This window comes from Novosphingobium sp. TK71 (assembly GCF_055361505.1).
Genome location: NZ_CM143962.1, coordinates 569763 through 593353 on the forward strand (window position 1 = coordinate 569763; position 23591 = coordinate 593353).

Annotated in this window: 23 protein-coding genes, 1 other RNA gene and 1 pseudogene; 12 read left to right on the forward strand and 13 right to left on the reverse strand. The window is 65.3% G+C overall.

Annotated elements, in window-relative coordinates; genetic code table 11:
* Positions 1–12 precede the first annotated feature (12 nt).
* From ACXJ16_RS02510 to ACXJ16_RS02520, 3 genes are all read right to left on the reverse strand, one after another.
* Complete coding sequence (locus ACXJ16_RS02510) at positions 13–765, reverse strand: SDR family NAD(P)-dependent oxidoreductase (protein ID WP_185997055.1); 753 nt, start codon at positions 763–765, stop codon at positions 13–15.
* 77 nt (positions 766–842) lie between these two features.
* Positions 843–1334: a flavin reductase family protein gene (locus ACXJ16_RS02515; RefSeq protein WP_324695952.1), complete on the reverse strand. Its 492-nt coding sequence runs from the start codon at positions 1332–1334 to the stop codon at positions 843–845.
* Positions 1335–1371: 37 nt separating this feature from the next.
* Positions 1372–2265 carry a LysR family transcriptional regulator gene (locus ACXJ16_RS02520; RefSeq protein WP_054440737.1) on the reverse strand — a complete coding sequence of 298 codons (894 nt, stop codon included), beginning with the start codon at positions 2263–2265 and terminating at the stop codon, positions 1372–1374.
* A 158-nt stretch (positions 2266–2423) separates the two neighbouring features.
* Between ACXJ16_RS02520 and ACXJ16_RS02525 the strand changes: the two genes are divergently transcribed.
* The 6 genes from ACXJ16_RS02525 (at position 2424) to mmsB (ending at position 8495) form a co-directional block, all read left to right on the forward strand.
* Positions 2424–3917, forward strand: a complete 1494-nt coding sequence (locus ACXJ16_RS02525; protein WP_054440739.1) for a CoA-acylating methylmalonate-semialdehyde dehydrogenase — start codon at positions 2424–2426, stop codon at positions 3915–3917.
* A gap of 76 nt (positions 3918–3993) precedes the next feature.
* The gene (locus tag ACXJ16_RS02530) at positions 3994–4473 is read left to right on the forward strand and encodes a hypothetical protein (protein WP_463921167.1); all 480 of its coding nucleotides are present in this window, start codon (positions 3994–3996) and stop codon (positions 4471–4473) included.
* Positions 4474–4504: 31 nt separating this feature from the next.
* Entirely contained in the window at positions 4505–5647 is a 1143-nt protein-coding gene (locus tag ACXJ16_RS02535; protein ID WP_185997057.1) for an acyl-CoA dehydrogenase family protein, read from the forward strand.
* 13 nt (positions 5648–5660) lie between these two features.
* Positions 5661–6734: an enoyl-CoA hydratase/isomerase family protein gene (locus tag ACXJ16_RS02540; RefSeq protein WP_463921169.1), complete on the forward strand. Its 1074-nt coding sequence runs from the start codon at positions 5661–5663 to the stop codon at positions 6732–6734.
* Positions 6731–7513: an enoyl-CoA hydratase-related protein gene (locus tag ACXJ16_RS02545; RefSeq protein WP_454797407.1), complete on the forward strand. Its 783-nt coding sequence runs from the start codon at positions 6731–6733 to the stop codon at positions 7511–7513. Before ACXJ16_RS02540 ends, ACXJ16_RS02545 begins: the two co-directional genes overlap by 4 nt.
* A gap of 112 nt (positions 7514–7625) precedes the next feature.
* Positions 7626–8495 carry a 3-hydroxyisobutyrate dehydrogenase gene (gene mmsB, locus ACXJ16_RS02550; protein WP_185997059.1) on the forward strand — a complete coding sequence of 290 codons (870 nt, stop codon included), beginning with the start codon at positions 7626–7628 and terminating at the stop codon, positions 8493–8495.
* Here the strand turns inward: mmsB and ACXJ16_RS02555 are convergent.
* From ACXJ16_RS02555 to ACXJ16_RS02575, 5 genes are read right to left on the reverse strand one after another with little or no spacing between them, the layout of a single operon-like run.
* Positions 8482–8703: a hypothetical protein gene (locus ACXJ16_RS02555; RefSeq protein WP_463921171.1), complete on the reverse strand. Its 222-nt coding sequence runs from the start codon at positions 8701–8703 to the stop codon at positions 8482–8484. The genes mmsB and ACXJ16_RS02555 overlap by 14 nt on opposite strands.
* Positions 8704–8707: 4 nt before the next feature.
* Entirely contained in the window at positions 8708–9268 is a 561-nt protein-coding gene (locus tag ACXJ16_RS02560; protein WP_463921173.1) for an NUDIX hydrolase, read from the reverse strand.
* Positions 9265–9948, reverse strand: a complete 684-nt coding sequence (locus ACXJ16_RS02565; protein ID WP_185997062.1) for a TPM domain-containing protein — start codon at positions 9946–9948, stop codon at positions 9265–9267. Before ACXJ16_RS02565 ends, ACXJ16_RS02560 begins: the two co-directional genes overlap by 4 nt.
* A gap of 14 nt (positions 9949–9962) precedes the next feature.
* Positions 9963–10784 carry a TPM domain-containing protein gene (locus ACXJ16_RS02570; RefSeq protein ID WP_132468944.1) on the reverse strand — a complete coding sequence of 274 codons (822 nt, stop codon included), beginning with the start codon at positions 10782–10784 and terminating at the stop codon, positions 9963–9965.
* Positions 10785–10788: 4 nt separating this feature from the next.
* Positions 10789–11394, reverse strand: a complete 606-nt coding sequence (locus tag ACXJ16_RS02575) for a LemA family protein (protein WP_054440748.1) — start codon at positions 11392–11394, stop codon at positions 10789–10791.
* Positions 11395–11608: 214 nt separating this feature from the next.
* Between ACXJ16_RS02575 and mscL the strand changes: the two genes are divergently transcribed.
* From mscL to ACXJ16_RS02590, 3 genes are all read left to right on the forward strand, one after another.
* Entirely contained in the window at positions 11609–12034 is a 426-nt protein-coding gene (mscL, locus tag ACXJ16_RS02580; RefSeq protein WP_054440750.1) for a large conductance mechanosensitive channel protein MscL, read from the forward strand.
* Between the two features lie 45 nt (positions 12035–12079).
* Positions 12080–12453: a transfer-messenger RNA gene (gene ssrA / locus ACXJ16_RS02585) on the forward strand.
* Between the two features lie 88 nt (positions 12454–12541).
* Positions 12542–12892: a GFA family protein gene (locus ACXJ16_RS02590; RefSeq protein WP_054440752.1), complete on the forward strand. Its 351-nt coding sequence runs from the start codon at positions 12542–12544 to the stop codon at positions 12890–12892.
* A 114-nt stretch (positions 12893–13006) separates the two neighbouring features.
* Here ACXJ16_RS02590 and ACXJ16_RS02595 read toward each other — a convergent pair.
* Positions 13007–13246: pseudogene (locus ACXJ16_RS02595) on the reverse strand (hypothetical protein); the annotation flags it as partial.
* A 360-nt stretch (positions 13247–13606) separates the two neighbouring features.
* Between ACXJ16_RS02595 and ACXJ16_RS02600 the strand changes: the two are divergent.
* The gene (locus ACXJ16_RS02600; protein ID WP_324699059.1) at positions 13607–15736 is read left to right on the forward strand and encodes a malate synthase G; all 2130 of its coding nucleotides are present in this window, start codon (positions 13607–13609) and stop codon (positions 15734–15736) included.
* 74 nt (positions 15737–15810) lie between these two features.
* Positions 15811–16305: a PilZ domain-containing protein gene (locus ACXJ16_RS02605; protein ID WP_082370517.1), complete on the forward strand. Its 495-nt coding sequence runs from the start codon at positions 15811–15813 to the stop codon at positions 16303–16305.
* A 9-nt stretch (positions 16306–16314) separates the two neighbouring features.
* On the opposite strand, the gene rsmA is transcribed toward ACXJ16_RS02605, so the two are convergent.
* From rsmA to ACXJ16_RS02625, 4 genes are all read right to left on the reverse strand, one after another.
* A complete protein-coding gene (gene rsmA, locus ACXJ16_RS02610) occupies positions 16315–17139 on the reverse strand; it encodes a 16S rRNA (adenine(1518)-N(6)/adenine(1519)-N(6))-dimethyltransferase RsmA (RefSeq protein ID WP_324695931.1) in 825 nt (274 codons plus the stop codon).
* Complete coding sequence (gene pdxA, locus ACXJ16_RS02615) at positions 17136–18155, reverse strand: 4-hydroxythreonine-4-phosphate dehydrogenase PdxA (RefSeq protein WP_463921176.1); 1020 nt, start codon at positions 18153–18155, stop codon at positions 17136–17138. The genes rsmA and pdxA overlap by 4 nt, the downstream gene beginning before the upstream one ends.
* 20 nt (positions 18156–18175) lie before the next feature.
* Positions 18176–19546, reverse strand: a complete 1371-nt coding sequence (locus ACXJ16_RS02620) for a peptidylprolyl isomerase (RefSeq protein WP_132468946.1) — start codon at positions 19544–19546, stop codon at positions 18176–18178.
* A gap of 179 nt (positions 19547–19725) precedes the next feature.
* The gene (locus ACXJ16_RS02625; RefSeq protein WP_054440756.1) at positions 19726–22029 is read right to left on the reverse strand and encodes an LPS-assembly protein LptD; all 2304 of its coding nucleotides are present in this window, start codon (positions 22027–22029) and stop codon (positions 19726–19728) included.
* 94 nt (positions 22030–22123) lie between these two features.
* Here ACXJ16_RS02625 and ACXJ16_RS02630 point away from each other — a divergent pair, with 94 nt between their 5' ends.
* A complete protein-coding gene (locus ACXJ16_RS02630) occupies positions 22124–23587 on the forward strand; it encodes a leucyl aminopeptidase (protein WP_054440758.1) in 1464 nt (487 codons plus the stop codon).
* Positions 23588–23591: the final 4 nt, after the last annotated feature.

Consider the following 23591-nt stretch of genomic DNA (forward strand, 5'->3'; position numbering starts at 1 on the left):
GCACTGATCAAATCAGGCAGAGCCCATGTAGCGGCCGCCATTGGTGCTGATCGTCTGCCCGGTCATGTAGCTGGCTTCCTCGGAGGCGAGGAAAGCTGCCGCCGCCGCGATGTCCTCGACCTTGCCGAGGCGCTTGACCGGGAGGGACTTGCCATAGGCCTCGGCGTCGATCGGGGCCTGGCGCAGCATCGGCGTGTCGATCGAGCCGGGCGGGATCATGTTGGCGGTGATGCCGGTGCCGCCCAGTTCCATCGCCAGCGCCTTGGTCATGCCGAGCAGGCCGCCCTTCGACGAGACGTAGTGGCTCTGCGCAAAGGAGCCGGACTGGGTGGAAGAGGAAGTGATGTTGATGATCCGCCCCCACTGGGCTGCCAGCATGTCCGGCACGATTTCCTTGGTAACCAGCCACGGCCCCTTGAGGTTGATGCGGATCACCTTGTCGAACTCGTCCTCGCCGATATCCAGGAAAGGCGTGAAGGGTGCGATGCCGGCATTGTTGACGAGGATGGTGATCGGGCCGAACGTGCCGCGTGTTTCGTCGGCGGCGGCCTTGATCGCGGCCTTGTCCGAACAGTCGGCGGTGATCGCCAGGGCCTTGCCGCCGGCTTCCTCGATCAGCCGCACCGTTTCGGCCGCGCCTTCGGGATTGAGGTCCCATACGGCGATGGCGGCCTTGTCCTCGGCAAGGCGCAGCGCGATGCCGCGCCCGATGCCCGAGCCGCCGCCCGTGACGACGGCGACCTTGCCTTCAAGCGAACGTGTCATGAAATTCTCTCCCGCGGATGCACTCGATTTGCGCTGAACGGGTGAACAGCGAGCGCCCCAGGAGTCAAGAACCCTTGTTACATGCGTTCGGCGAAACCGCCGTAGCGGCCTTTGTGGAACAGCATGGGATCGTTCTCGCGCACTGCTTCCATGCGCAGCACTTCGCCCAGCACGAACCAGTGATCGCCCGCTTCGGTTACCGAATAGAGCCGGCATTCGATTGCGGCGATCGAGTCCGCGATGATCGGCAGGTTATGGTCCGATACCGTATATTCCACGCCGACGAACTTCTGGTCGCCCTTGGCCGTGACGGCCCGGCAGACGTCTGTCTGGTCGCTGGCCATGACGTTGACGCAGAAATGCCCGGCTTTCTCGATCAGCGGCCAGGACGAGGACTTCCTGTCGGGGAAGAAGCCGACCAGCGGCGGATCGAGCGAAACGGAGGTGAACGAGCCGACGACCATGCCCGCGGGCTTGCCATCGTCGAGCGCGGTGATCACGCAGACGCCGGTCGGGTAGCTGCCCAGGACCTTGCGGAACTCGGCCGGGTCGATGGTGGTCGTGGTCACTGGGTCTGTCATCCTGTTACTGCGATGTTGCGACGCATCATGGCTTGAGAACTCCCTCCATCCGTCGGGCGGTTTCGTCAAGCCATTGGCGGAAGAGCGTCACCCGCGGAAGCTTGCGGATATCCTGGTGAGTCACGAACCAGAATGCGCGGGTTATCCGGCATTCGGGTAGGACCTGAACCAGTCTCGGATCGGAATCGGCCATGAAGCAGGGCAGGACGCCCAGCCCGCCGCCGCTGGCGACGAGACTGTGCTGCGCGGTGATGCTGGGCGAGCGGATCGCCGCCTTCAGGCCCGGCTGGATCTCGTCGAGATAGCGCAGTTCGGGCGAATAGAGCAGGTCGGGAATGTAGCCGACCATGGCATGGCCCTCCAGCAGGTCGGCCGGGCGCGCGGGGCTGCCGTGGGCATCGAGATAGTCCCGCGTCCCGTAGAGGGCGAGCGTGTAGTCCGACAGCTTGTGCGCCACCAGCGGCCCGGTGCGGGGGCGGGAGAGCATGACAGCGACATCCGCCTCGCGGCGGGTCGGGCTGAGGAACCCGCTGCTGGCGACGAGATCGATGGCGAGGCGCGGGTGTTCAGCCTGGAATCCGGGCAGGTGCCGGGCAAGGAACCAGCAGCCGAATCCCTCGGACGTGCTGATGCGCAGGGTGCCGTAAAGGCCGTCGCTGCCCTGGGCGGGTTCGGTGATCCGGCCGGCCGCGCTGGCCATGGCCTCGACCGAGGAGAGCAGGGTTTCGCCTGCCTCGGTCAGTTCCTGGCCGCTGCGGGTCTGTTCGAACAGCGTGGTGCCGAGCGCGGCTTCAAGGCGGCGCAGGCGGCGCCCTACGGTGGTGGGGTCCACCCCGAGCAGCCGTGCCGCTCCCGCCAGTTGCCCCGCCCGGGCGATGGCGAGGAAGGCCTGGTAGTCGCTCCAGTCAATGGAATGCATCGTCAAGGTATCGTCACTGCGGAGAATTGTCCGTCCGGCTGCAAATGTGCAGTTATCGATGGCGTATTTTCAGCTTGCCTGCAAATCGGACCGGGACCACCTACCCCTCAAAGAGCGCTTGCGGGCGTTCGGGGAAAGAAATTGCGAAAGGATGAGGAATGCGGCTGATTGACCACTTCGTTGTCGGCGGAAGCGGCGGTTCGGCCGCCCGTCTGGGCGATGTCTTCAACCCCAGCACCGGGCAGGTCCAGGCCCAGGTCCCGCTTGGCGACAAGGCGCTGCTCGACCGTGCCGTGGCCACCGCCCATGCCGTGCAGCCCAAGTGGGCCGCCACCAATCCCCAGCGCCGCGCGCGCGTGCTGTTCAAGTTCAAGGAACTGATCGAGCAGAACATGCAGTCGCTTGCCGAAATGCTCGCTTCCGAGCACGGCAAGGTGGTGGACGATGCCAAGGGTGACATCCAGCGCGGCCTTGAAGTGGTGGAGTTCTGCTGCGGAATCCCGCACATGCTCAAGGGTGAATACACGCAGGGCGCCGGTCCGGGCATCGATGTCTATTCGATGCGCCAGCCGCTCGGCGTCGGCGCGGGCATCACGCCGTTCAACTTCCCGGCGATGATCCCGCTGTGGATGTTCGCCCCGGCTGTGGCGGTGGGCAACACCTTCATCCTCAAGCCGTCCGAGCGCGATCCTTCGGTGCCGAACCGCCTCGCCGAACTCTTCATCGAAGCCGGCGCGCCGGAAGGCGTGCTGCAGGTCGTCCATGGCGACAAGGAAATGGTCGACGCGATCCTCGATCACCCCGGTATCGCCGCGGTCAGCTTCGTCGGGTCGTCGGATATCGCGCAGTACGTCTATTCGCGCGGCGTTGCCGCCGGCAAGCGCGTGCAGGCGATGGGCGGCGCGAAGAACCACGCCATCGTCATGCCGGATGCGGACATGGATCAGGCCGTCAACGACATCATGGGCGCAGCCTATGGCTCGGCTGGCGAGCGCTGCATGGCGCTGCCGGTCGCTGTCCCGGTGGGTGATGAAACCGCCGAAATCCTGCGCGAAAAGCTGGTCGCCGCGATCGACAAGCTCAAGGTCGGCGTGTCCAACGATCCCGAGGCCCAGTACGGCCCGGTCGTGACCGCGGTTCACAAGCAGAAGATCGAGAACTGGATTCAGACCGGCGTCGACGAAGGCGCGGAACTGGTCGTCGATGGACGCGGTTTCTCGCTTCAGGGTTATGAGGAAGGCTTCTTCGTAGGCCCGTCGCTGTTCGATCATGTGACGACCGAGATGAGCGCCTACAAGGAGGAGATCTTCGGGCCGGTGCTTCAGATCGTCCGTGCCAGGAACTTCGAGGAAGCCCTGGAGCTTCCCACGAAGCACCAGTACGGAAACGGCGTCGCCATCTTCACCCGCAACGGCCACGCCGCGCGCGAGTTCGTGCAGCGCGTGCAGGTCGGCATGGTCGGCGTGAACGTTCCGATCCCGGTGCCGGTCAGCTATCACAGCTTCGGCGGCTGGAAGCGTTCCGCCTTCGGCGACCACAACCAGTACGGCATGGAAGGCGTGCGCTTCTGGACCAAGGTGAAGACCGTGACCCAGCGCTGGCCCGATGGCGGCGCGGGTGACAGCGCCTTCATCATCCCGACCATGGCCTGAGGCCGACTGGCGGAACATGGGGGCTTGCGCGGGCGTTGCCCTGGCAATGCCCGCGGAACGAAAAGGACGTTTGATGATGCAGATCAGGAACGCACTCGCCCCCATGGCCGCAGCGGCGCTGGTCCTCGGACTTGCGGCCTGTTCGAAGGAGCCGGCCGAGCCCGCCGCGCAGGAAACCGGAACCGCCTTGCCGCAGCCCGCGCCGAGCAGCGCTGCCGCCACCGGGCCAGCGGTGATGCCCACCGCCATTCCCGGTGCCCTGCAGGGTCGCTGGGGGCTCGTCGACGCCGATTGCACCAGCACCCGGGGCGACGCCAAGGGCTTGCTGACGATCAGCGGCGATACGCTGACCTTCTACGAATCGGTGGCGAAGCTGGCGACGATCAGGTCCGGTTCGCCTTCCTCGCTCGATGGTGAATTCGCCTTCACCGGGGAAGGGCAGAGCTGGAACCTTGACGTTGCGCTGACATCGCCCGACGGCGGCAAGACATTGATCCGAAAGGATACCGGACCGGACGCGATGCCCGGTCCGCTCACTTACACAAAGTGCCCCTGAGGGCACCTAACCGCACCTGACAGGGACAGAGATGACCGAACAGTTTGGGCTGACCGAGGACCAGCTTGCGATCCAGGAGACCGCGCGCAAGTTCACCGCCGACCGCATCACGCCTTACGCGGCCGAGTGGGACGAGAAGCACCATTACCCGGTCGATGTCTGGAAGGCCGCCGGCGAACTCGGCTTCGGGGCGATCTACGTTTCGGAGGAAAGCGGCGGCATCGGCCTCGGCCGTCTCGACGCGGCGCTCATCATGGAGGCCATGTCCTACGGCTGCCCGGCGACCAGCGCCTATATCTCGATTCACAACATGGTCGCCTGGATGATCGATACTTTCGGTGACCAGCAGCTCAAGGACCGCTATCTTCCCGATCTGGTGACGATGGAGAAGATCGGCTCCTATTGCCTCACCGAACCCGGCTCCGGCTCGGATGCGGCGGCGCTCAAGACTTCGGCGCGGCTGGACGGCGACCATTATGTGCTCAACGGCACCAAGCAGTTCATCTCGGGCGGCGGCTACAATGATGTCTATGTCGTCATGGCCCGCACCGGCGATCACAAGTCGCGCGGGATTTCCTGTTTCGTGGTGGACAAGGACACGCCCGGCGTCTCCTTCGGCGCGCCTGAGAAGAAGCTCGGTTGGAACGCATCGCCCACCGCGCAGGTGATCTTCGAGGATGCCCGCATTCCGGTCGCCAACCGCGTCGGCGCCGAGGGCGACGGCTTCAAGTTCGCCATGGCCGGGCTCGACGGCGGCCGCCTCAACATCGGCGCCTGTTCGCTGGGCGGCGCGCAGCGCTGCCTCGACGAGGCGGTCCAGTACGTGAAGGACCGCAAGCAGTTCGACGTGGCCCTGGCCGAGTTCCAGAACACCCAGTTCCGCCTCGCCGAAATGGCGGCCGAACTGGAGGCAGCCCGTGCGCTGCTGTACCTCGCCGCAGGCAAGGTCACCGCCGGATCGCCCGACAAGACCCGCTTTGCCGCCATGGCCAAGATGATGGCCAGCGACACCGGCTCCTCGGTGGTCGATCGGGCGCTGCAACTGTTCGGCGGATACGGCTATCTTCGCGACTATCCCATCGAGCGGTTCTGGCGCGACCTGCGTGTCCATCGTATCCTCGAGGGAACCAATGAGGTCATGCGGATGATCATCGGCCGCGACCTCCTCAAGTAAGGGGCCCGAGGACATGACGACCGACCTGTTGAGCACCGAAGCCCTTGCCCGGGAACTGCTGACCCGCCGCGAGGGCGTGGCGGGCGTGATCTCGCTCAACCGACCCAAGGCGATCCATGCGCTGACTCTGGGCATGTGCGAATCGATGCGCGAATCGCTTGATGAATGGGCCGGCGAACCGGGCGTGAAGGCCGTGATGATCGAGCATAGCGAGGGGCGCGGTTTCTGCTCGGGCGGGGACATCAACCTGCTGCGCCGTTCCGCGCTGGAGGATCACGGCGCGGCGGGGCGCAGGTTCTTCCATGAGGAGTACCGGCTCAACCACCAGCTCTTCACTTACGAAAAGCCGGTGGTTGCCTTCATGGACGGCGTGACCATGGGCGGCGGCGTCGGCATCTCGCAGCCGGCGCAGTTCCGCGTGGCGACCGAACATACCCGCTTCGCGATGCCCGAAACCGGCATCGGCCTGTTTCCCGACGTCGGCGGCGGCTGGTACCTTTCGCGTCTCGACGGCCGCCTCGGGCAGTTCCTGGCGCTGACCGGCGCCCGGCTGGACGGTGCGGAGTGTCTCTGGGCGGGCCTTGCCACGCATTATCTTCCCAGCGAAGCCCTGCCGGAAGCCAAGCGCCGCATCGCGGCCGGGCATGAAATCGGCGGCGTGCTCGGCGCCCTGTCGGCCAAGGCGCCGGAACCCAAGATCGCTGCGCACGAGGGCCAGATCCGCAGGCACTTCGCCTTCGACACGCTGGAGCAGGTGCTGGCCTCCCTGGAATCCGACCAGAGCGAGTGGGCCGCGCGCGAGCTTGCCACCTTGCGGACCAAGAGCCCGCAGGCCTGCAAGGTCTCGCTGCGCCAGCTCGCCACTTCGCTGACGCTGGATACCTTCGCCCGGAACATGGCGATGGAATACCGCATCGGCAGCCGGGTGATCGTGCTGCCCGATTTCGCGGAAGGCGTGCGCGCGGTGATCGTGGACAAGGATCATGCGCCGAAGTGGAATCCTGCGGCGCCCGAAGATGTAACCGAAGCGATGCTGGACGCGATCTTCGCGCCGCTGCCCCAAGAGGAGGAATGGAAGCCCCTATGAGCTATGAAACGATCCTGGTTGAAACGCGCGGCGCCGTCACTCTCATCACGCTCAACCGCCCGCAGGCGCTCAATGCGCTCAACTCGGTGGTGCTGGAAGAGCTGATCCGGGCCTTCGCGGCGTTCGAGGCGGACAAGACCCAGGGCTGCGCGGTGATTACCGGCGCGGGGGAGAAGGCCTTCGCCGCAGGTGCCGATATCAAGGAAATGGCCGACAAGCCCGGCGCCGAGTTCTATTCGGAGGACTTCTTTGCCGGTTGGACCAGCCATCTGGTCAAGGCCACGCGCAAGCCCTGGATCGCGGCAGTAAACGGCTTCGCGCTCGGCGGCGGGTGCGAGGTGGCGATGATGGCGGACTTCATCATCGCTTCGGAAAACGCGAAGTTCGGCCAGCCCGAGGTGAAGCTGGGCGTGGCGCCGGGTATGGGCGGTTCGCAGCGCCTGACCCGCGCAGTCGGCAAGTCCAAGGCCATGGACATGTGCCTCACCGGCCGCATGATGGACGCCGCCGAAGCCGAGCGTTCGGGCCTCGTCAGCCGCGTGGTGCCGCTGGAGCAGCTTCTCGACGAAGCGCTCAAGGCCGCCGCCGCGATCGCGGCCATGCCGCCGCTTGCTGCGATGATGAACAAGGAACTGGTCAACATGGCCTTCGAGACGACGCTGGACACCGGCCTCGTCATGGAGCGCCGCATGTTCCAGGTTCTCACCGCCACCGAGGACAAGGCCGAAGGCATGGCCGCCTTCGTCGAGAAGCGTCCCGGAGTCTGGAAGGGCCGCTGACGCCGTTCCTGCTCGTCCAAGGTATGCACAAGGGCGCAACCCGATCCCGTTCCGGCCCATATCGTTCCGGCCGGCGGCGGGATGACAGGTTGCGACCCAGGGAGAGAATGTCATGAAAATCGCCTTCATCGGACTCGGCAATATGGGCGGCGGCATGGCTGCCAATCTCGTGAAGGCGGGCCATGAGGTGCGGGCCTTCGACTTGTCCGCCGAAGCCGTAGCCAAGGCGGCGGAACAGGGCTGCGAGACGTTCGCCGCGGTCTCCCAGGCCGTAGAAGGTGTGGATGCAGTGGTGACGATGCTGCCTAACGGCGCGATCGTGCGGTCGGTCTATACGGCCGAAGTCTTCGGCCATGCTCCGCGCGGGGCGCTGTTCCTAGATTGCTCGACCATCGACCTCGAAACCGCGCGCGAGGTGGTGGGGCTGGCGCAGGCCGCCGGCTACGCGATGGCCGATGCCCCCGTATCGGGCGGCATCGCGGCGGCCAATGGCGGCACGCTGACCTTCATGGTCGGTGGCAGTGCCGATGTGTTCGAGCGCGCGAAGACGGTGCTCCAGCCCATGGCCAAGGCCGTGATCCATGCCGGGGATACCGGTGCGGGGCAGGTCGCCAAGATGTGCAACAACATGCTGCTGGCGATCCACATGATCGGTACCTGCGAGGCGCTGGCGCTGGCGGAAAAGGCCGGGCTCGATCCGCAGACGTTCTACGAGATCAGTTCCAAGGCCACGGGCTACTGCTGGTCGCTGAACGACTATACGCCGATGCCCGGCGTCGGCGCGGCGAGCCCGGCGGACAACGGCTATGCCGGGGGCTTTGCCTCCGCGCTGATGCTGAAGGACCTGCGGCTGGCGATGGCGGGCGCGGAAACCTCCGGCGCCGCGGTGCCGATGGGCGAACACGCGACGAAGATCTACGAGGCCTTCGTGGAGGCGGGGAACGGCGGCAAGGACTTCGGGGCGATCTTCACGACGCTGTGAAATCCTCCCTGCCGTCCTCGTCCTTCTTCCTCTCCAGCACGAACCGGGGCACGCGCAGGCCCTTGGTCCGCCCGGTCAGATGATACTGCCGGCAAAGCGCGCAGCGATAGGGCCGCAAGGTAACGGCCGCTTTCGCTGCCGCTTCTAGCGCTTCCGCCTCGGCGGCGTAGCGCCGCTTGCGCTGGCAGACGCCGAAGCGCGTTCGCATGGGTTCAGCCCAGCAGCCGCGCGCCCAGCAGCATGAGCAGCTTCACGTCGATGGCATAGCCCTGCGTGCGCCACGCGGCGATCGCCTGTTCGATCCCGGCAAGGGGCACGCGGTGAACGACGATATCCTCGCTGTCCACGCCGCCGCCTTCGCCCACTTTCACAAGGTCATGCGCGCGGAACAGGGTGAAGCTTTCGCTGACCATCCCCGGCGAGGAATAGAATTCTCCCAGGTTTTCCATGCGGCCTGCGTGAAAGCCGGTTTCCTCTTCGAGTTCGCGGGCGGCGGCGACGCTGGCGTCCTCGTCGGCGCTGTCGTCATGGTCGCCGACGAGGCCGGCGGGCAGTTCGATGCAGCGCTTGCCGAGCGGCACGCGGTACTGGTCGACGAGGATGACATAATCCTCGGCGTCCACCGCAAGGATCACGGCGGCGCGGATGCCGCGCGCGCGGCTGACATATTCCCAGCGGCCGCGCTTGCGGGTGGTGATGAACCGGCCCTGCCAGATCACTTCGTCCGGCGCGTCGGCATCGGGCGGCAGGGGAAGGGCGGAGATATCGGTCATATTTCGATCAGCCTGTCGGGAAGTTCGTTCACGTCGTCATCGGCGCGAGGGAAGTGCTGGGAAAGGATCGCGCCGACTTTGCCGACCGCCACGATCATGCCGTCGCAAATGCGGCCTTCGCCGACATGGGCGAGCATGGCCGACATCGCCTTGCCCCAGACTTCGGGATCGACCTTTTCGGCGATGGCGCGATCTGCGACGATCTCGGCGCGGTGCTCGCGCATGGAGAGGTAGATGAGCACGCCGGTACGGCCGGTGGTGCGCTGCTCGGCGCCGATGCGGAAGGCGCGAACGGCATGGGCATGGACGCGCATGGTCTTGATCTGCGGCGGAACCAGCCAGAACTTGAGCGGCTGCCAGAACTGGAGCAGCAGCATCGCCCCGAACTTGATCGCAGCCACGCCGGCCGCAAGGCCCAGCAGCATGCGCGGGGTCCACTCGTGGCCCCAGTCGGCCAGCAGGCGCTCGTAAAGGCCCATGTAGAAGCCCGGCGCGATCACCAGCGCGCCCAGCGCGAGGAAGGCGACGATCGCCGACCATGCGAGCGCGACGTCGGTATAGCCGTCCGAACGGTCCGCCAGAACGGTGACGATCTCGCCGGCGCTGTGCATTTCGGCCTCGCCCACGGCCGCGCTGATGCGGTCATGGTCCTCGGCGGAAAGATAGACGGGTGTCGGCATAGTCTCAGTCCCCCTTACCAGCTTCCGCTCGCGCCGCCGCCGCCGAAGCTGCCGCCGCCGCCCGAGAATCCGCCTCCGCCTCCGAAGCCGCCACCGCCGCCCCAGCCGCCACCGCCGCCCCAGCGGTCGTCGTCATCGTCGTTGCCGAAGCCGCCGGGCATCCAGATGATCGGGCCGCCGAAGCCGCCCCGCCGCCTGCCGCCGCCGCGCGCTTCATTGACCATGGGCATGACCACGAAGAAGACGATGATGAGGATGAACACGATAACGCCGAACGGGAAGCCGCCGCCGCTGTCCTTGCGCGCGGCATCGGCATCCGCCGCCACCTTGCGCGCCTGGTCGGGCGGCAGGGTGAGCTGCTTGACGAGAGCGTCGGTCCCTGCCTCGATACCGCCGGGATAGTCGTCGGCCTTGAAGCGGGGGAGAATGTCGTTGTTGACGATGAGGAACGAGAGGCCGTCGGTGATGATCGGCTCAAGGCCGTAGCCGACCTCGATCCGCACCTTGCGCTCATTGGGCGCCACGATCAGCAGGGCGCCGGTGTTCTTGTCCTTCTCGCCGATGCCCCAGGCACGGCCGAGTTGATAGCCGTAGTCGGAAATCTCGTAGCCCTGAAGGCTGGGCAGGGTGACGACCACGAGCTGGCGGCCGGAGTTCTTCTCCAGCGCGTCGAGCTTCTGCGTGAGCCGGGCTGCGACTTCGGGCTGCAGGAGATGGGCATCGTCGACGACGCGGCCGGTCAGTTTCGGAAACGTGGGCTCGGCGGCTGCATGCTGGGCAAGCAGCGCGCCGAACGCCAGGAGGATGGCCGCGAAGACGGCCCTGAAACGTGTCACGTTATCAGATCTTGCCTTCGAGGCTCGGCGCGACGTCCGCCCCCGGGGTGGCCGCCTGATAGGGAACCAGCGGGTCCGCGCCGCGCAGCTTGGCGCCGATCATGGTCGGGAACGTGCGGACTTCGGTATTATAGTCCTGAACCGAGGCGTTATAGTCGCGCACGGCGATGCGGATGCGGTTTTCCTGGCCCTCGATCTGGGTCTGGAGCATCTGGTAGTTCACGATCGACTTAAGGTCGGGATACTGTTCGACGCTGACCAGCAGGCGCGACAGGCTCTGGCCGAACTGCGATTGGGCGGCCTGGAACTGCTGCATCTTGGCAGGATCGTTCAGGTCTTCCGCATTGACCTGTACGCTGGTCGCCTTGGCGCGCGCTTCGACCACGCCGGTCAGGATTTCCTTCTCCTGCGTTGCGGCGCCCTTGGCCACGGCGGCGAGGTTGGGAACGAGGTTGGCGCGTTCCTGGAAAGCGGCCTGGACGTCGGCCCACTTGGCCTTGGCGGCTTCCTGCTTGGTCGGGACCGAGTTGAAGCCGCAAGCCGCCAGCGAAAGCGCTGCCGCAAGGGCCAGCACGGCGCGGCTCTTGCGGGCCAGGTTGGAAAGGGTCATGCGTGATCCTCCTGATCGGCGCGGCCAAGGAGCCACGCCTGTTGTCCGCATAGATAGCAGGCGGAGGTCCCGGTTCAAGGACAGTCGCATTGCGCGGCCGCGATGAACATCGCGGCGCAACCTATTGTTACAGGACCGATTGTTACAAAAGGTCCGATGTGGCAGGTTCCCGCAGCCGCCCGTGGACGGAACAGGATCGAGGGGAAAACGACCCATGCTTCAGGAATTCAAGACTTTCATCGCGCGTGGCAACGTGCTCGACCTCGCCGTCGGTGTGATCATCGGCGCGGCTTTCGGCAAGATCGTCGCCTCGCTGACCGACGACGTCATCATGCCGTTTATCGGCCTCATCACCGGAGGCATCGATTTCAGCAACAAATTCGTCGTGCTGGGCACCGTTCCGGCCGGCTATACCGGCCCCATGACTTACGCAGGGCTCAAGGCGGCAGGTGTCGCCATGTTCGGCTATGGTGCGTTCCTCACGGCGATCATCAACTTCCTGATTCTCGCTTTCGTCATCTTCCTGATCGTGCGCCAGGCCAACCGCCTGCTGCCCAAGAAGGAAGAGCCCGCGGCGCCCACCGGCCCCACCGAAGTCGAACTCCTGGCGGAAATCCGGGACGCGCTGAAGAAGGACTGAGGCTGAAAAATCCTCTGTGAATTGCAGAAGGGCGGGGTCATTCCCGCCCTTTTCTTTTCCGGCCGGCGCCCTATATGAGGTTCCGCCGGTTTCGACCGGATATGATGATAAACTGCGCCGTATAATAGGCACAGCGGACCCGGGGGCGGTACCCGGCGGCTCCACCATCACCCGTTCCTTCGGAGTTTTCCGGCGGGACAGCCCTGTTGTCGCAGGGGTGATGACGGGGCCGAACTAGGATCGACGTGTGTTGAAAAGCGGTGTTTTCATTCGGGCTGAGTAACCCGTTCAAGGCTCAAAACTCACAAGTGCCAACGACAACGAAGCACTCGCTCTCGCCGCGTAATTCTAGGGGCTAACGCCCTGACGTTACAAAGCTAAAGCGCGGTTGGACCCACCGGGCAACAGAAGGGATTCCAGGGGTTCGGGGTGTACCTTGCAACAGAAACACCCCACCTTCCCGGCCTGAAACATGCAGGCGGGCAACCTTGGAGAAGGGGAAGCGGAATGGCTTATTCCGGCAGTTGCCATTGCGGCGCCGTGTCCTTCACCGTCGATGCCGATCTTCCTTCCGAAGCGATGAGCTGCAATTGCTCGCATTGCCGCCGCAAGGGTTTTCTCCTGACATTCGTGCCCGAGGATGCGCTTGGAATTTCCAGCGGCGAGGACGCGTTGCGGGAATATCGCTTCTACAAGCACAAGATCGTGCACCGTTTTTGCACCACCTGCGGGTGCCAGCCTTTCGCCGGTGCGCAAGGGCCGGATGGCACGCCGATGGCTGCCATCAACTTGCGCTGCGTGCCCGAGGCGGACCTTGGCAAGCTGGCGATCAGGCCGGTGGACGGCGCGAGTTTCTGAGATTTCCCGTCAGGCTGCGTCCGGCCTTGCCTGTCCAGCGATCTGGCCCGGAGCCTGAGCGGTTATCAGGGCAGGGGCACCGCTGTCCTCCGGTTCGGATGTGGTTTCGAGCTTGGCCAGTTCGACCTTTGCGGCGTTTTCGGCTTTCTCGTACTTGATGCAGTCGAGAATTTTGGCGCCTGCCATGAAGACGGCGCCCGTGCACGCCAGGAACAGCAGCTTCCCGCCCCAGCCGGGAAAGCGCGTGATGTACACGCTGCCGCGTTCCACGGCGCCAAGCGCAAGGGCGTAGATGATCATGAACGCTTCCCAGCGTGTCTTGATCACGAACAGTCGGCTGAGTTTCTGAAATATTCCCGGTTTTCGAAACATTCCCATCCTCACGTCCTGCCCGGCTTGCGAAAAGGCCCGCCTGAACCAGGGGCAACCCACTGGCGCCGCCGGGCGCCATTACGTTATCCGGTTCAGCAACACCCGTGCCAACCGCGTGTTCCCGCGCGGCTTTCGAGCAGGGTGAATGTCCTATGTAAGTTATTCCGACGCAAGCTGTAAGCTGATCCGACGTGGTGCCACTTTGGACCGTAAATGGCGCATGTTGCCATTCCCGCCGGGATGCGGCATAGGATAGGCATCCTCCCCAGGACAGTCTTGAAAAGAATTGTCACGGTCGCCGCTCGCCCGATGGGCCTGCGCGCGCAAGGAATGCGAGGAATGATGACTGACAGCGTTGAACGTTCGGGCCTCCGGGTCGACGCCGCACTGGCGCGCTTCGTCGAGGATGAGGTTCTGGCCCCCATCGGGCAGGATGCAGGTTCGTTCTGGCTCGGATTTGCCGATCTGCTGGCCAATTTCGCGCCGCGTAACCGGGCCCTGCTCGAAACGCGCGATGCCTTGCAGGCCCGCATCGATGAATGGCATGGCGCGCGCGCCGGCCAGCCGATCGAACAGGAAGCCTATCAGCAGTTCCTGCGCGAGATCGGCTATCTCGTGCCCGAACCGGGCGATTTCACCATCGGTACGCGCGGCGTCGATGCGGAAATCGCGACGATGGCGGGGCCGCAACTGGTCGTTCCCGTGCTCAATGCCCGCTTCCTGCTCAATGCCGCCAATGCGCGCTGGGGCAGCCTTTACGATGCCTTCTATGGTACGGACGCGCTCGATGCCGCTCCGGCGCAGGGCAGGGGCTATGATCCGGCTCGCGGTGCCGCAGTGATCGCGGCAGGGCGTGCATTCCTCGATCAGGCTCTGCCGCTGGCATCGGGAAGCTGGGTGGATGCCACCGGTTTCGAAGCAATTCTGGCCGATCCGGCGCAGTATGTTGGCCAAACGGCGCAGGGGCGGCTCTATCGTTCGAACGGCCTTGCCATCGAGATCGTCGTCGATCCTGAAACCGAAGTCGGCCGGTCCGACAGGCTGGGCATTTCCGACATCGTTCTCGAAGCGGCGCTCACGACTATCGTCGATCTGGAGGATTCGGTCGCGGCGGTCGATGCCGAGGACAAGCTCGCGGCCTATGCCAACTGGCTGGGCGTCATTCGCGGCGATCTTGTCGAGACTTTCGAGAAAGCCGGGAAGGTCCAGACCCGCGAGCTCGCCGGCAACAGGCAAGTAACCACGCCTTCCGGCGAAGCGTTCGAGCTGTCGGGGCGGAGCCTGCTGTTCGTCCGCAACGTCGGCCACCTCATGACCAATCCGGCTATCCTCCTGCCTGACGGCTCCGAAATTCCCGAGGGGATCATGGACGCGGTGCTGACCAGCGCCATCTCCGCGCAGGACGTGAAGGGGCTGACCCGCTTCGGGAACAGCCGCGAAGGCTCGATCTATATCGTCAAGCCGAAGATGCACGGGCCGCAGGAATGCGCCTTCACCAATGACCTGTTCGACGCGGTCGAAGACCTGCTGGGCCTGCCGCGCCACACGATCAAGGTCGGCGTCATGGACGAGGAACGGCGCACTTCGGCGAACCTGGCGGCCTGCATCCATGCCGTGAAGGACCGTATCGTCTTCATCAATACCGGATTCCTCGATCGCACCGGGGACGAGATCCACACATCGATGCGGGCCGGGCCGATGATCCGCAAGAGCGCGATCAAGGGATCGGCCTGGATACAGGCCTATGAGAAGCGCAATGTCGCCATCGGGCTGCGCCACGGGCTTTCCGGCATTGCGCAGATAGGCAAGGGCATGTGGGCCGCGCCAGACATGATGCGGGACATGCTGGAGCAGAAAGTGGGCCACCCCAGGACCGGCGCCAATACGGCCTGGGTCCCGTCACCCACCGCGGCCACGCTCCACGCAATGCATTATCACGCGGTGGACGTGTTCGGCCTGCGCAAGGAAATGGAAGGCGCAGAAATTCCCTCCCTTGATCTGCTGTTGCAGGTGCCGCTGGCAGATGGCGCGAATTGGTCGGAGGAAGAAGTTCGCGAGGAACTGGACAACAATGCGCAGGGGCTGCTGGGCTATGTCGTACGCTGGATCGATCAGGGTGTCGGCTGTTCCAAGGTTCCCGACATCGATGACGTGGGGCTGATGGAAGACCGCGCCACGCTGCGGATATCCAGCCAGCACATCGCGAACTGGCTGCTGCACGGCGTCTGTTCCGAAGCGCAGGTGCTCGATTCGCTGCACCGGATGGCGGAAAAGGTCGATGCGCAGAATGCCGCCGATCCGCTGTATGAACCGATGGCGGGCAATTGGGATGCTTCGCTGGCATTCCGCGCCGCCTGCGACCTCGTGTTCAAGGGCGTGGCCCAGCCCAACGGCTATACCGAGCCACTGCTCCACGCATGGCGCCGGAAGAAGAAAGTACTGGTTTCGGATAAGTTTTTCGCTGCAGCCTGAACCGATCTTAACTTTAAATTGAGCTATTCCCTCCTAGCGTCTAACGGGAAAACCGGGTCGCTAGGGGGGCTGGCGTGAAGGAAGAAAAGATCAGGCGCGCGCGTACGCGCGCCATGGTTCAAGTGCGTGTTTGCAGTGAACGTGGGGAAGGCGAGGCATTCGTGCTTGATGCCAGTTCGCACGGTATGCGTCTGACCATGTCGAAACCGCCTGAGCGGGGGGAGCGTGTGCGGATGGTCGTCGGAGGGCAATCCATCTCCGGCGAAGTGCGCTGGCGGCTGGGCAACCGGTGCGGCGTGGCCCTGCGTGAACCGATCAGCGTGATAGCGTTGATCGAGGGCGGAGATATTCCCATCACGCTTTCCGCGGCTGCCGCCGCGCGTGACAAGCGGCAGGGCCTGGCCGGCATCCTGGCTTCAGACGGGCCGCTGCTGGGCCGGGTTCTTCAGTTCGCCCTGATCGCGGCGGTGCTGGGCTGCGGAGCCCTGATGGTTTCCCATTTCGTCACGGCGAGCATCGGCTCGCTGGAAGCGGCGCGGGAAACCGTGGCGGGCGCGGGCGATCTTTGACGCTGGGCGTCAGGCGCGGGTCAGTTCCCGCGCCACGCTCACGAATTCATCCACCGAAAGCGTTTCGGCGCGGCGCTGCGGGTCTATCCCGAGGCGGTCCAGCGCGTCGAGCGCCCCCGGCACGCCCTTGAGGCTCTGGCGCAGCATCTTGCGGCGTTGCCCGAAGGCGGCTTCCGTCACGCGCTCAAGAATCCGCATGGAAACGCCTTCCGGCGCATCGCCGGGTTCGACATGCACGATCGCGGACATGACCTTGGGCGGGGGCGTGAAGGCACTGCGATGGACCTTCATCGCCAGCTTCGCCTTGGCGCGCCACTGGGCCAGCACCGCGAGGCGTCCGTAAGCCGAGGTGTCCGGCTCGGCCACGATGCGGCGGGCGACTTCCTCCTGGAACATCAGCGTCAGCGAAGACCATTGCGGAGGCCAGCTTTCGCCGGAAAGCCAGCCGATGAACAGCGCCGTTCCGACGTTGTAAGGCAGGTTGGCGACCACGGCATAAGGCCCGTCGAAAAGGTCGGCCGGGGCGATCTTCATCGCATCGCCTTCGATCACCTTGAGTTTGCCGGGAAACGCGGTTTCCAGTTCTGCGAGCGCGGGCAGGCAGCGGCGGTCCATTTCGATGGCGGTCACGGTTGCGCCGGCACGCAGCAGCGCCCGCGTCAGCCCGCCGGGGCCGGGGCCGACTTCCAGCACCTGCTTGCCTTCCAGCCCGCCGGGGATCGCGGCAATGCGATCCAGCAACTGTTCGTCGAACAGGAAATTCTGCCCCAGCGCCTTCGACGCCGAAAGCCCGTGCTTCGCGATGACTTCGCGCAAGGGAGGTAGGGTGGTCATTTGCTTGCTCTCCGGCCGGCGCATTCGCCGGCCATGCGCAGCGCCGCGATGGTGGCGCCGGGGCTGGCCACGCCCTTGCCGGCGATGCCGAAGGCGGTTCCGTGATCGGGCGAGGTCCGCACGATCGGCAGGCCCAGGGTGACATTGACGCCCGCATCGAAATCGAGCGTCTTGATCGGGATAAGTGCCTGATCGTGATACATGCAGAGCGCCACGTCGAACTTCTCGCGCTCATGCGCGGCGAACAGGGCGTCGGCGGGGTGAGGGCCGGTTACGGCAAGCCCCGATTCGCGCAGCGCAGCGATAGCGGGGGCGATCGTCTCTATCTCCTCGCGGCCCATGCGGCCGTCTTCCCCGGCGTGGGGGTTGAGCCCGGTAATGGCGATGCGTGCGGGAGAAAGCCCGAAATCGCGGCCAAGGGCATGGGCGACGATCCGCGCCTTGCTCTCGATCAGATCGCGGGTCAGCAGGGTGGGCACCTCGCAAAGTGCGACGTGGACCGTCAGCGGGACGGTGCGCAAGTTGGGCCCTGCGAGCATCATCACCGCGCTTTCATGCGGAATTCCGCAGGCGTCGGCGAGGAATTCGGTCTGGCCCGGCTGGGTAAAGCCGATCTCGGCGAGCCGCGACTTCGCGATGGGGCCGGTGACGACGGCGCCTGCCTCGCCCGAGATGGCAAGCTGCGTGGCACGGGTGAGGGAGTGCAGCGCCAGCGCGGCGCCTTCACGATCGGGCGCGCCGAACGATGCGCCGGCATCCTCGCTTCCCAGCACCGGGAATGCTTCGCCGAAGAGGTCTGCGGCCTCGGCCGGCGCGGCGATGCGCGCTACGGGAAGGTCGATCCCCCGGCTGCGCGCGGCGGCGACAAGCACGCCCGCGCCGCCGGTCACGAAGAAGGGCGAAAGTCCGGCCTCATGCCGCCGGGACCAGGCCTCGGCGAACAGTTCCGGGCCAACGCCCGCCGGGTCTCCGAGCGAAACCGCGAGGGGCGGCGCGCCGTTGGAACTGGCCGCCATGCTTGCCGCCCCTGCTATCGTCAGTTGTATTCGATCACCGCATCGCGGCGAAGATCGCGCAGGTACATCTGCGCGCGCTTGTTGATGCGGTCGTCTTCGAGCTGCGACATGACCTGGTCGAAGTTCGGACCCGAATCGACCTGCTGCGGATCGTCGCGGCCGCAGAGCATCAGGATGCGCACACCCTCGGTCAGCGAGCCGAACGGGGGCAGGGTCTCGCCGGGCGAGAGGTTGAGGATCGAGGCCTGGATCGGGCCCGGCAGGTCGCGCGCCTTGACCTGATCGTTGGCGACGACCTGTGCGCCGATCGTGGCGGCAACCTTGTCGACGTCACCGCAGCCCTTGGCGGTCTGGATGGTCTTGGCGAAGCTTTCGGCCCTGGCATTCGCCTGTGCTTCGCTAATGCCCTTCGGGAATTCCATCGAGATCTGCTTGAGCGCGAGCAGCGCGTCGCGCGGATCGGCGGTGAGCACCTGACGCTTGTCGATCAGGTAGAGGATCGAATAGCCGCCGGGAATCTCGATCGGACCGGCGAGCTGGCCGGCCTGCATGTCCCGCGCCGCGGTGCCCAGTTCGTTGGGCAGCTGTGCAAGGCGAATCCAGCCCAGATCGCCGCCGACCGCAGCCGTCGAAGCCTGCGAGTACTGACGCGCATAGGCCACGAAGCTGCCACCCTGACGGAGCTGCTGCATGATCTGGTTGGCGTTGTCGAAGACCTGCTGCTGCGAATCCGGCGTGGCTGCGAGATAGATTTCGCCAAGCCGGTATTCCTCGGTGCCCTTGGCGGCCTTGAGGCGATCGATCACTTCGTTCACTTCGTCGTCGGAGACGTTGACGAAGGGCTGGACGTTGCGCTGGAGCAGGCGCTGCCACGACATTTCGCCGCGGATCTGGCGCTTGAGCGAGTCCGGCGAAGAACCGACACGCTTGAGATAGGCGTCCATCGCCTGTGTGTTCTGGTTGAAGTTCTGCGAGGCGACGCGGGCGTAGGACTGTTCGACTTCGGCGTCATCGACGGCGACGTCGGCGGCCTTGGCCTCCTGGATCTGGAGCGTTTCGTCGATCAGGTTGCGCAGCACCTGGAGGCGCAGGCGCTTCTGTTCTTCTTCGCTGATCTTGCCCTGGTTGGCGGCGAGGATCAGGGCGAGGCGCTGGTCGACGTCGGTGCCGGTGATGACGGCGCCGTTGACCACGGCAGTGGCGCGGCGGACGTTGGGATTGTCGTTGCCGAAGATCTTCACGTCGTCAGGGATGACGATTTCGCCCTGGGGGGCGGACTGGGCGAAAGCAGCGCTGGACGAAAGTGTCGCTACCCCGGTGCCGCAGGCGACCAGGGCGCCGCAGGCAAGAGCCGCGCGCTTGATGAACTTGTTGCCTTGGATTGCTTTCACCTTGACCTGTATCCCGTATTCGACCCGTACGGCCGACGCCGCTCGATGGAAAAATTCGCCGAGGGGCATCTCTTCGGCCCTATGTCGGCACGCGGCTTAACCGAAACTGAGCACGTCCGATAGTCGCTTTGCAGCACGGTGCCAACGCCCGCGACGTTCCGCGTCCACCATGGCCGGATTTACCACGCGCCGATGTTCTTGAGCGCGAAGCCGAGCTGGAACGAGTTGCCCTTGCGGGCGTCTCCGAAGGTCACGTAGTCGCGCCGCCAGGTGAACGAGACCTGGAGGCAATCGTCCTCGTAAGCCATGCCCACGCGGGTGCGCAGGGGCTGGAAACCGTCGGAGCCGTAAGTCGGGTCTTCGTTGCGGTCGGTCAGGTTGACCACCGCGGAGCCGAACATCGACCAGTAGTTGGCGAAGGCGACGCGGCCGGCGGCGCGCACTTCCTCGCGGTCCTTCAAGTCCTCGATGTCCATCGAGATGTCGCGGTTGAGCTTGGTATAGCCGAGTTCGAGGTAGGTCTGGTTGTTGCCCAGCGCGATGTCGAACTCGTTGCGACGGACCGCCAGCGTGTCCTTGTCGACGCGGAAGCGGTGGATGATGTTGAAGAAGTTGCGATAGCGCAGTTCGGTGCGGCCGACGATATCCGAGGTCTTGCTGGTGAGGCCGGTGCCGTCAGGCAGGATCGAGGGCTTGTTGCTCAGGCGGACCGACTGTCCGATGGTGGACTTGATCCGCCAGCGTGGACGTTCGAACATCCAGTCGAACCCGTAAGTGACGCGCGCGCCGTCCTCGAACCGGTCATAGCCGGGGAAGCGGTTGAGCGCGAAGAGGTTGGAATCCTCAAGCTCGATCGCGCGCGAATCCTCGTTCGGGATCGCCAGGTTCTTGACCGGCGGCGTGGCGACGAACTGGATGCGCGGGGTCAGCACCTGGCTGCCGCCGAACACCTGCCCGACCAGCGGCCACTTCACGTCCACCGCGGCGAGTGCGATCGCGCGGCCCTGCCACCCCGCATTGCCCCGATAGAGCGCGGTGGTGGTCAGGTCGTTTTCGTCCGAGTGATAGACATCGCCGCGCACGAGGCCGGTGAAGGTCACTTCTTGGCCCAGTCCGGTGATCTTGCGCAGCGACCACTGGGTGCTGGCGAAGGCGCGCTGGGTATCCTGACCGTCGACGCGGGTGACGGCCATGGTGTTGACCTGCGTCTCGATCTTGCCGCCGAGCAGGGGGTCGTCGAAGCGGTGGCGATAGTCCAGCACCGGTAGGGCGACCGGGATCATGCCCTGGTCGCGGCTCGATTGCAGGGTCTGCGTCGCGTAGCCGGCGAAGGAGAAGTAGCTGTCCTGGTCGATCCGCTCCAGTTCGACCGACGAACGCAGGCGATCGTCGCGCGAGATGTCGTAGCGGCGCACGAAAGTACGGTCGGTCGCGCGGCGGATCGAGGCGGTGATGCTCCAGTTCTCGTCGAGCTGGAACTTGCCGTTGGCGAAGATGTATCCGCGGAAGGCGCGTTCGCGGTTCGGGTCGGGATTGCTGCTGTTGATCGGTATGCGGTTGCTAGAGGTCGCATAGCCGGTGATCTGGTAGGCGCCGAGGTCCGTCAGGGCGCGGTACTGGAACGAGGCCATCGGCGCGGCCTTGGTATAGGCGTGAAGCGAGCCGGTGAGGTCGCGGTTTTCCGCGATCTTCCAGTAATAGGACTGTGCAACCTCGATGCCGTTCGACGGGCTCGACCGCAGGTCAGGCACGAGGAAGCCGGAAACCGCGCCGCCATTGGTGCTGACCGAGAGACCGAACAGCGGAAGCTGCACGGCGCCGAACAGTTCGAGGCGGGCATCGCTGAACCGCACGCGATTCTGCGTCTCGCTGTAGACCACCGTCTTGGCGACGACGCGCCAGGTCGGGGTCTTGGGGCAGCCTTCGTCGTTTTCCACCGCGCAGCCGGTATAGGCGGCGTGCTGGAGCACGACGTCGCCATTGGCGATGCGCTCGCCCTTGTTGGCGGCGAGGCGGCCGCCCTGACGCATGACGAGAAGCAGGTTCTCCATCATGCCGGTCTTCAGTTCGTCCGTCAGCTCGACACTCTCGGTGTAGAGCTGGTTGCCGTCCTGATCGACCATGCGGACATTGCCGCTGCCCAGGATCTGGCCGGTCTTGCGGTTCCATGTCACCTTGTCGGCCCGGACGGACTGCTTGTCCTTGCGCAGCACGACATTGCCGGTGGCGGTGACGAATTCGTCGTTCTGGGCATATTCGACGGTGTCGGCCTCGAAGGCGATCGGCACGGTATCGTCGGTAGAGGCGGGCGGGGCGGCGGGCGCACCCTCGATCGGCCCGGTATCGACAGGACGCGAAAGGTCCTGTGCCCAGGCACCGGCAGGCAGGCCGATGCAGGCGATTCCAAGGGCGAGCGCGCGCAGCGAAATAGGTCGCAAGCGGCGATCGGGGGCTTGCAGCGGAGACGGCGCGGCAGGGAGCATCACTTGCCTATCGCACCGCCTGTGCCTAACTGCAATCCGCTGTTGCGGTGAAGCGCACAAGTTCGGCGCTCGCCCACGTGATTCAGGAGATCCCATGAATATCCAGTTCCTTGACGCCGCTGCCCCCGCCCCGGCGCGTCTCGTCGCCCGCTTCGTGAATCAGGATTCGATTCCGGCTGATATCGAGCAGGTTCTTGTCGAAGGCGCGAAGGCTTCGCGGTTCGCGGGCAAGGCTGGCCAGGTATTCGAGGGCTTCGTGGAGCGGGACGGCAAGGTGGTGCGCGTGGCGCTCGCCGGGATCGGCGCGGCGGACGGCAAGGACCGCAAGGGCGCGATCGAGCGCGCGGGCGCAGGCATCGTTGCCCGTTACCTGACCTCGGGCGAGACGGCGGTAACGCTGGACCTTACCGGCGCCGGCCTTTCGGCGGACGAAGCGGCGGGCGTGCTGCTGGGCGCGGTCTTGCGCAGCTGGCGCCTCGACACCTATCGCACCAAGCTGGCCGACGACGCCAAGCCGAGCCTTGTGGACATTGCCGTGGTCGGCGCGCCGGAAGGCACCGAGGCGGTCTGGGCGGTGGAGCAGGCCATCGTCGAGGGCGTGTCCTTCACCCGCGAACTCGTGACCGAGCCGGCGAACGCGATCTATCCCGAAACCTTCGTCGCGCGCTGTGAGGCGAAGATGGCGGGCAGCGGCCTCAAGGTTCGCGTGCTGGACGAGAAGGAAATGGCCGATCTCGGCATGGGCTCGCTGCTCGGCGTGGCGCAGGGCTCGGTGCGCCCGGCGCGCCTGCTCGTGCTGGAATGGCTCGGCGGCGCTGACGGCGAAGCGCCCGTGGCCTTCGTCGGCAAGGGCGTGACCTTCGACACCGGCGGCATCTCGATCAAGCCTGCCGCCGGCATGGAAGACATGAAGTGGGACATGGGCGGCGCCGGCGCCGTTGCAGGCACCATGCTCGCCCTCGCGCTGCGCAAGGCGAAGGCCAACGTGATCGGCGTGTGCGGACTTGTGGAGAATATGCCCGACGGCAATGCCCAGCGTCCCGGTGACGTCGTCACCTCGATGTCGGGGCAGACCATCGAAGTCATCAACACCGACGCGGAAGGTCGCCTGGTGCTCTGCGACGCGCTGACCTGGGTGCAGCGTGAATACAAGCCCGCCAAGATCGTCGATCTCGCCACGCTGACCGGCGCGATCATTCTCAGCCTCGCCCATGAATATGCCGGGCTGTTCTCGAACAACGACGACCTTGCCGGCCAGCTCGCCGCCGCCGGCGACGCTTCGGGCGACCGCCTGTGGCGGATGCCGATGGGCCCGGCCTACGACAAGATGATCGACAGCCCGATCGCCGACATCAAGAACGTCGGCCCGCGCTTCGGCGGTTCGATCACGGCGGCGCAGTTCCTGCTGCGCTTCATCGAGAACGACACCCCCTGGGCGCACCTCGACATTGCCGGCACCGTGTGGACCGACAAGCCCGGCGCAACCTGGGACAAGGGCGCCTCGGGCTTCGGCGTGCGCCTGCTCGACCGCTTCGTGCGCGACAACCTGGAAGCGTAATCGG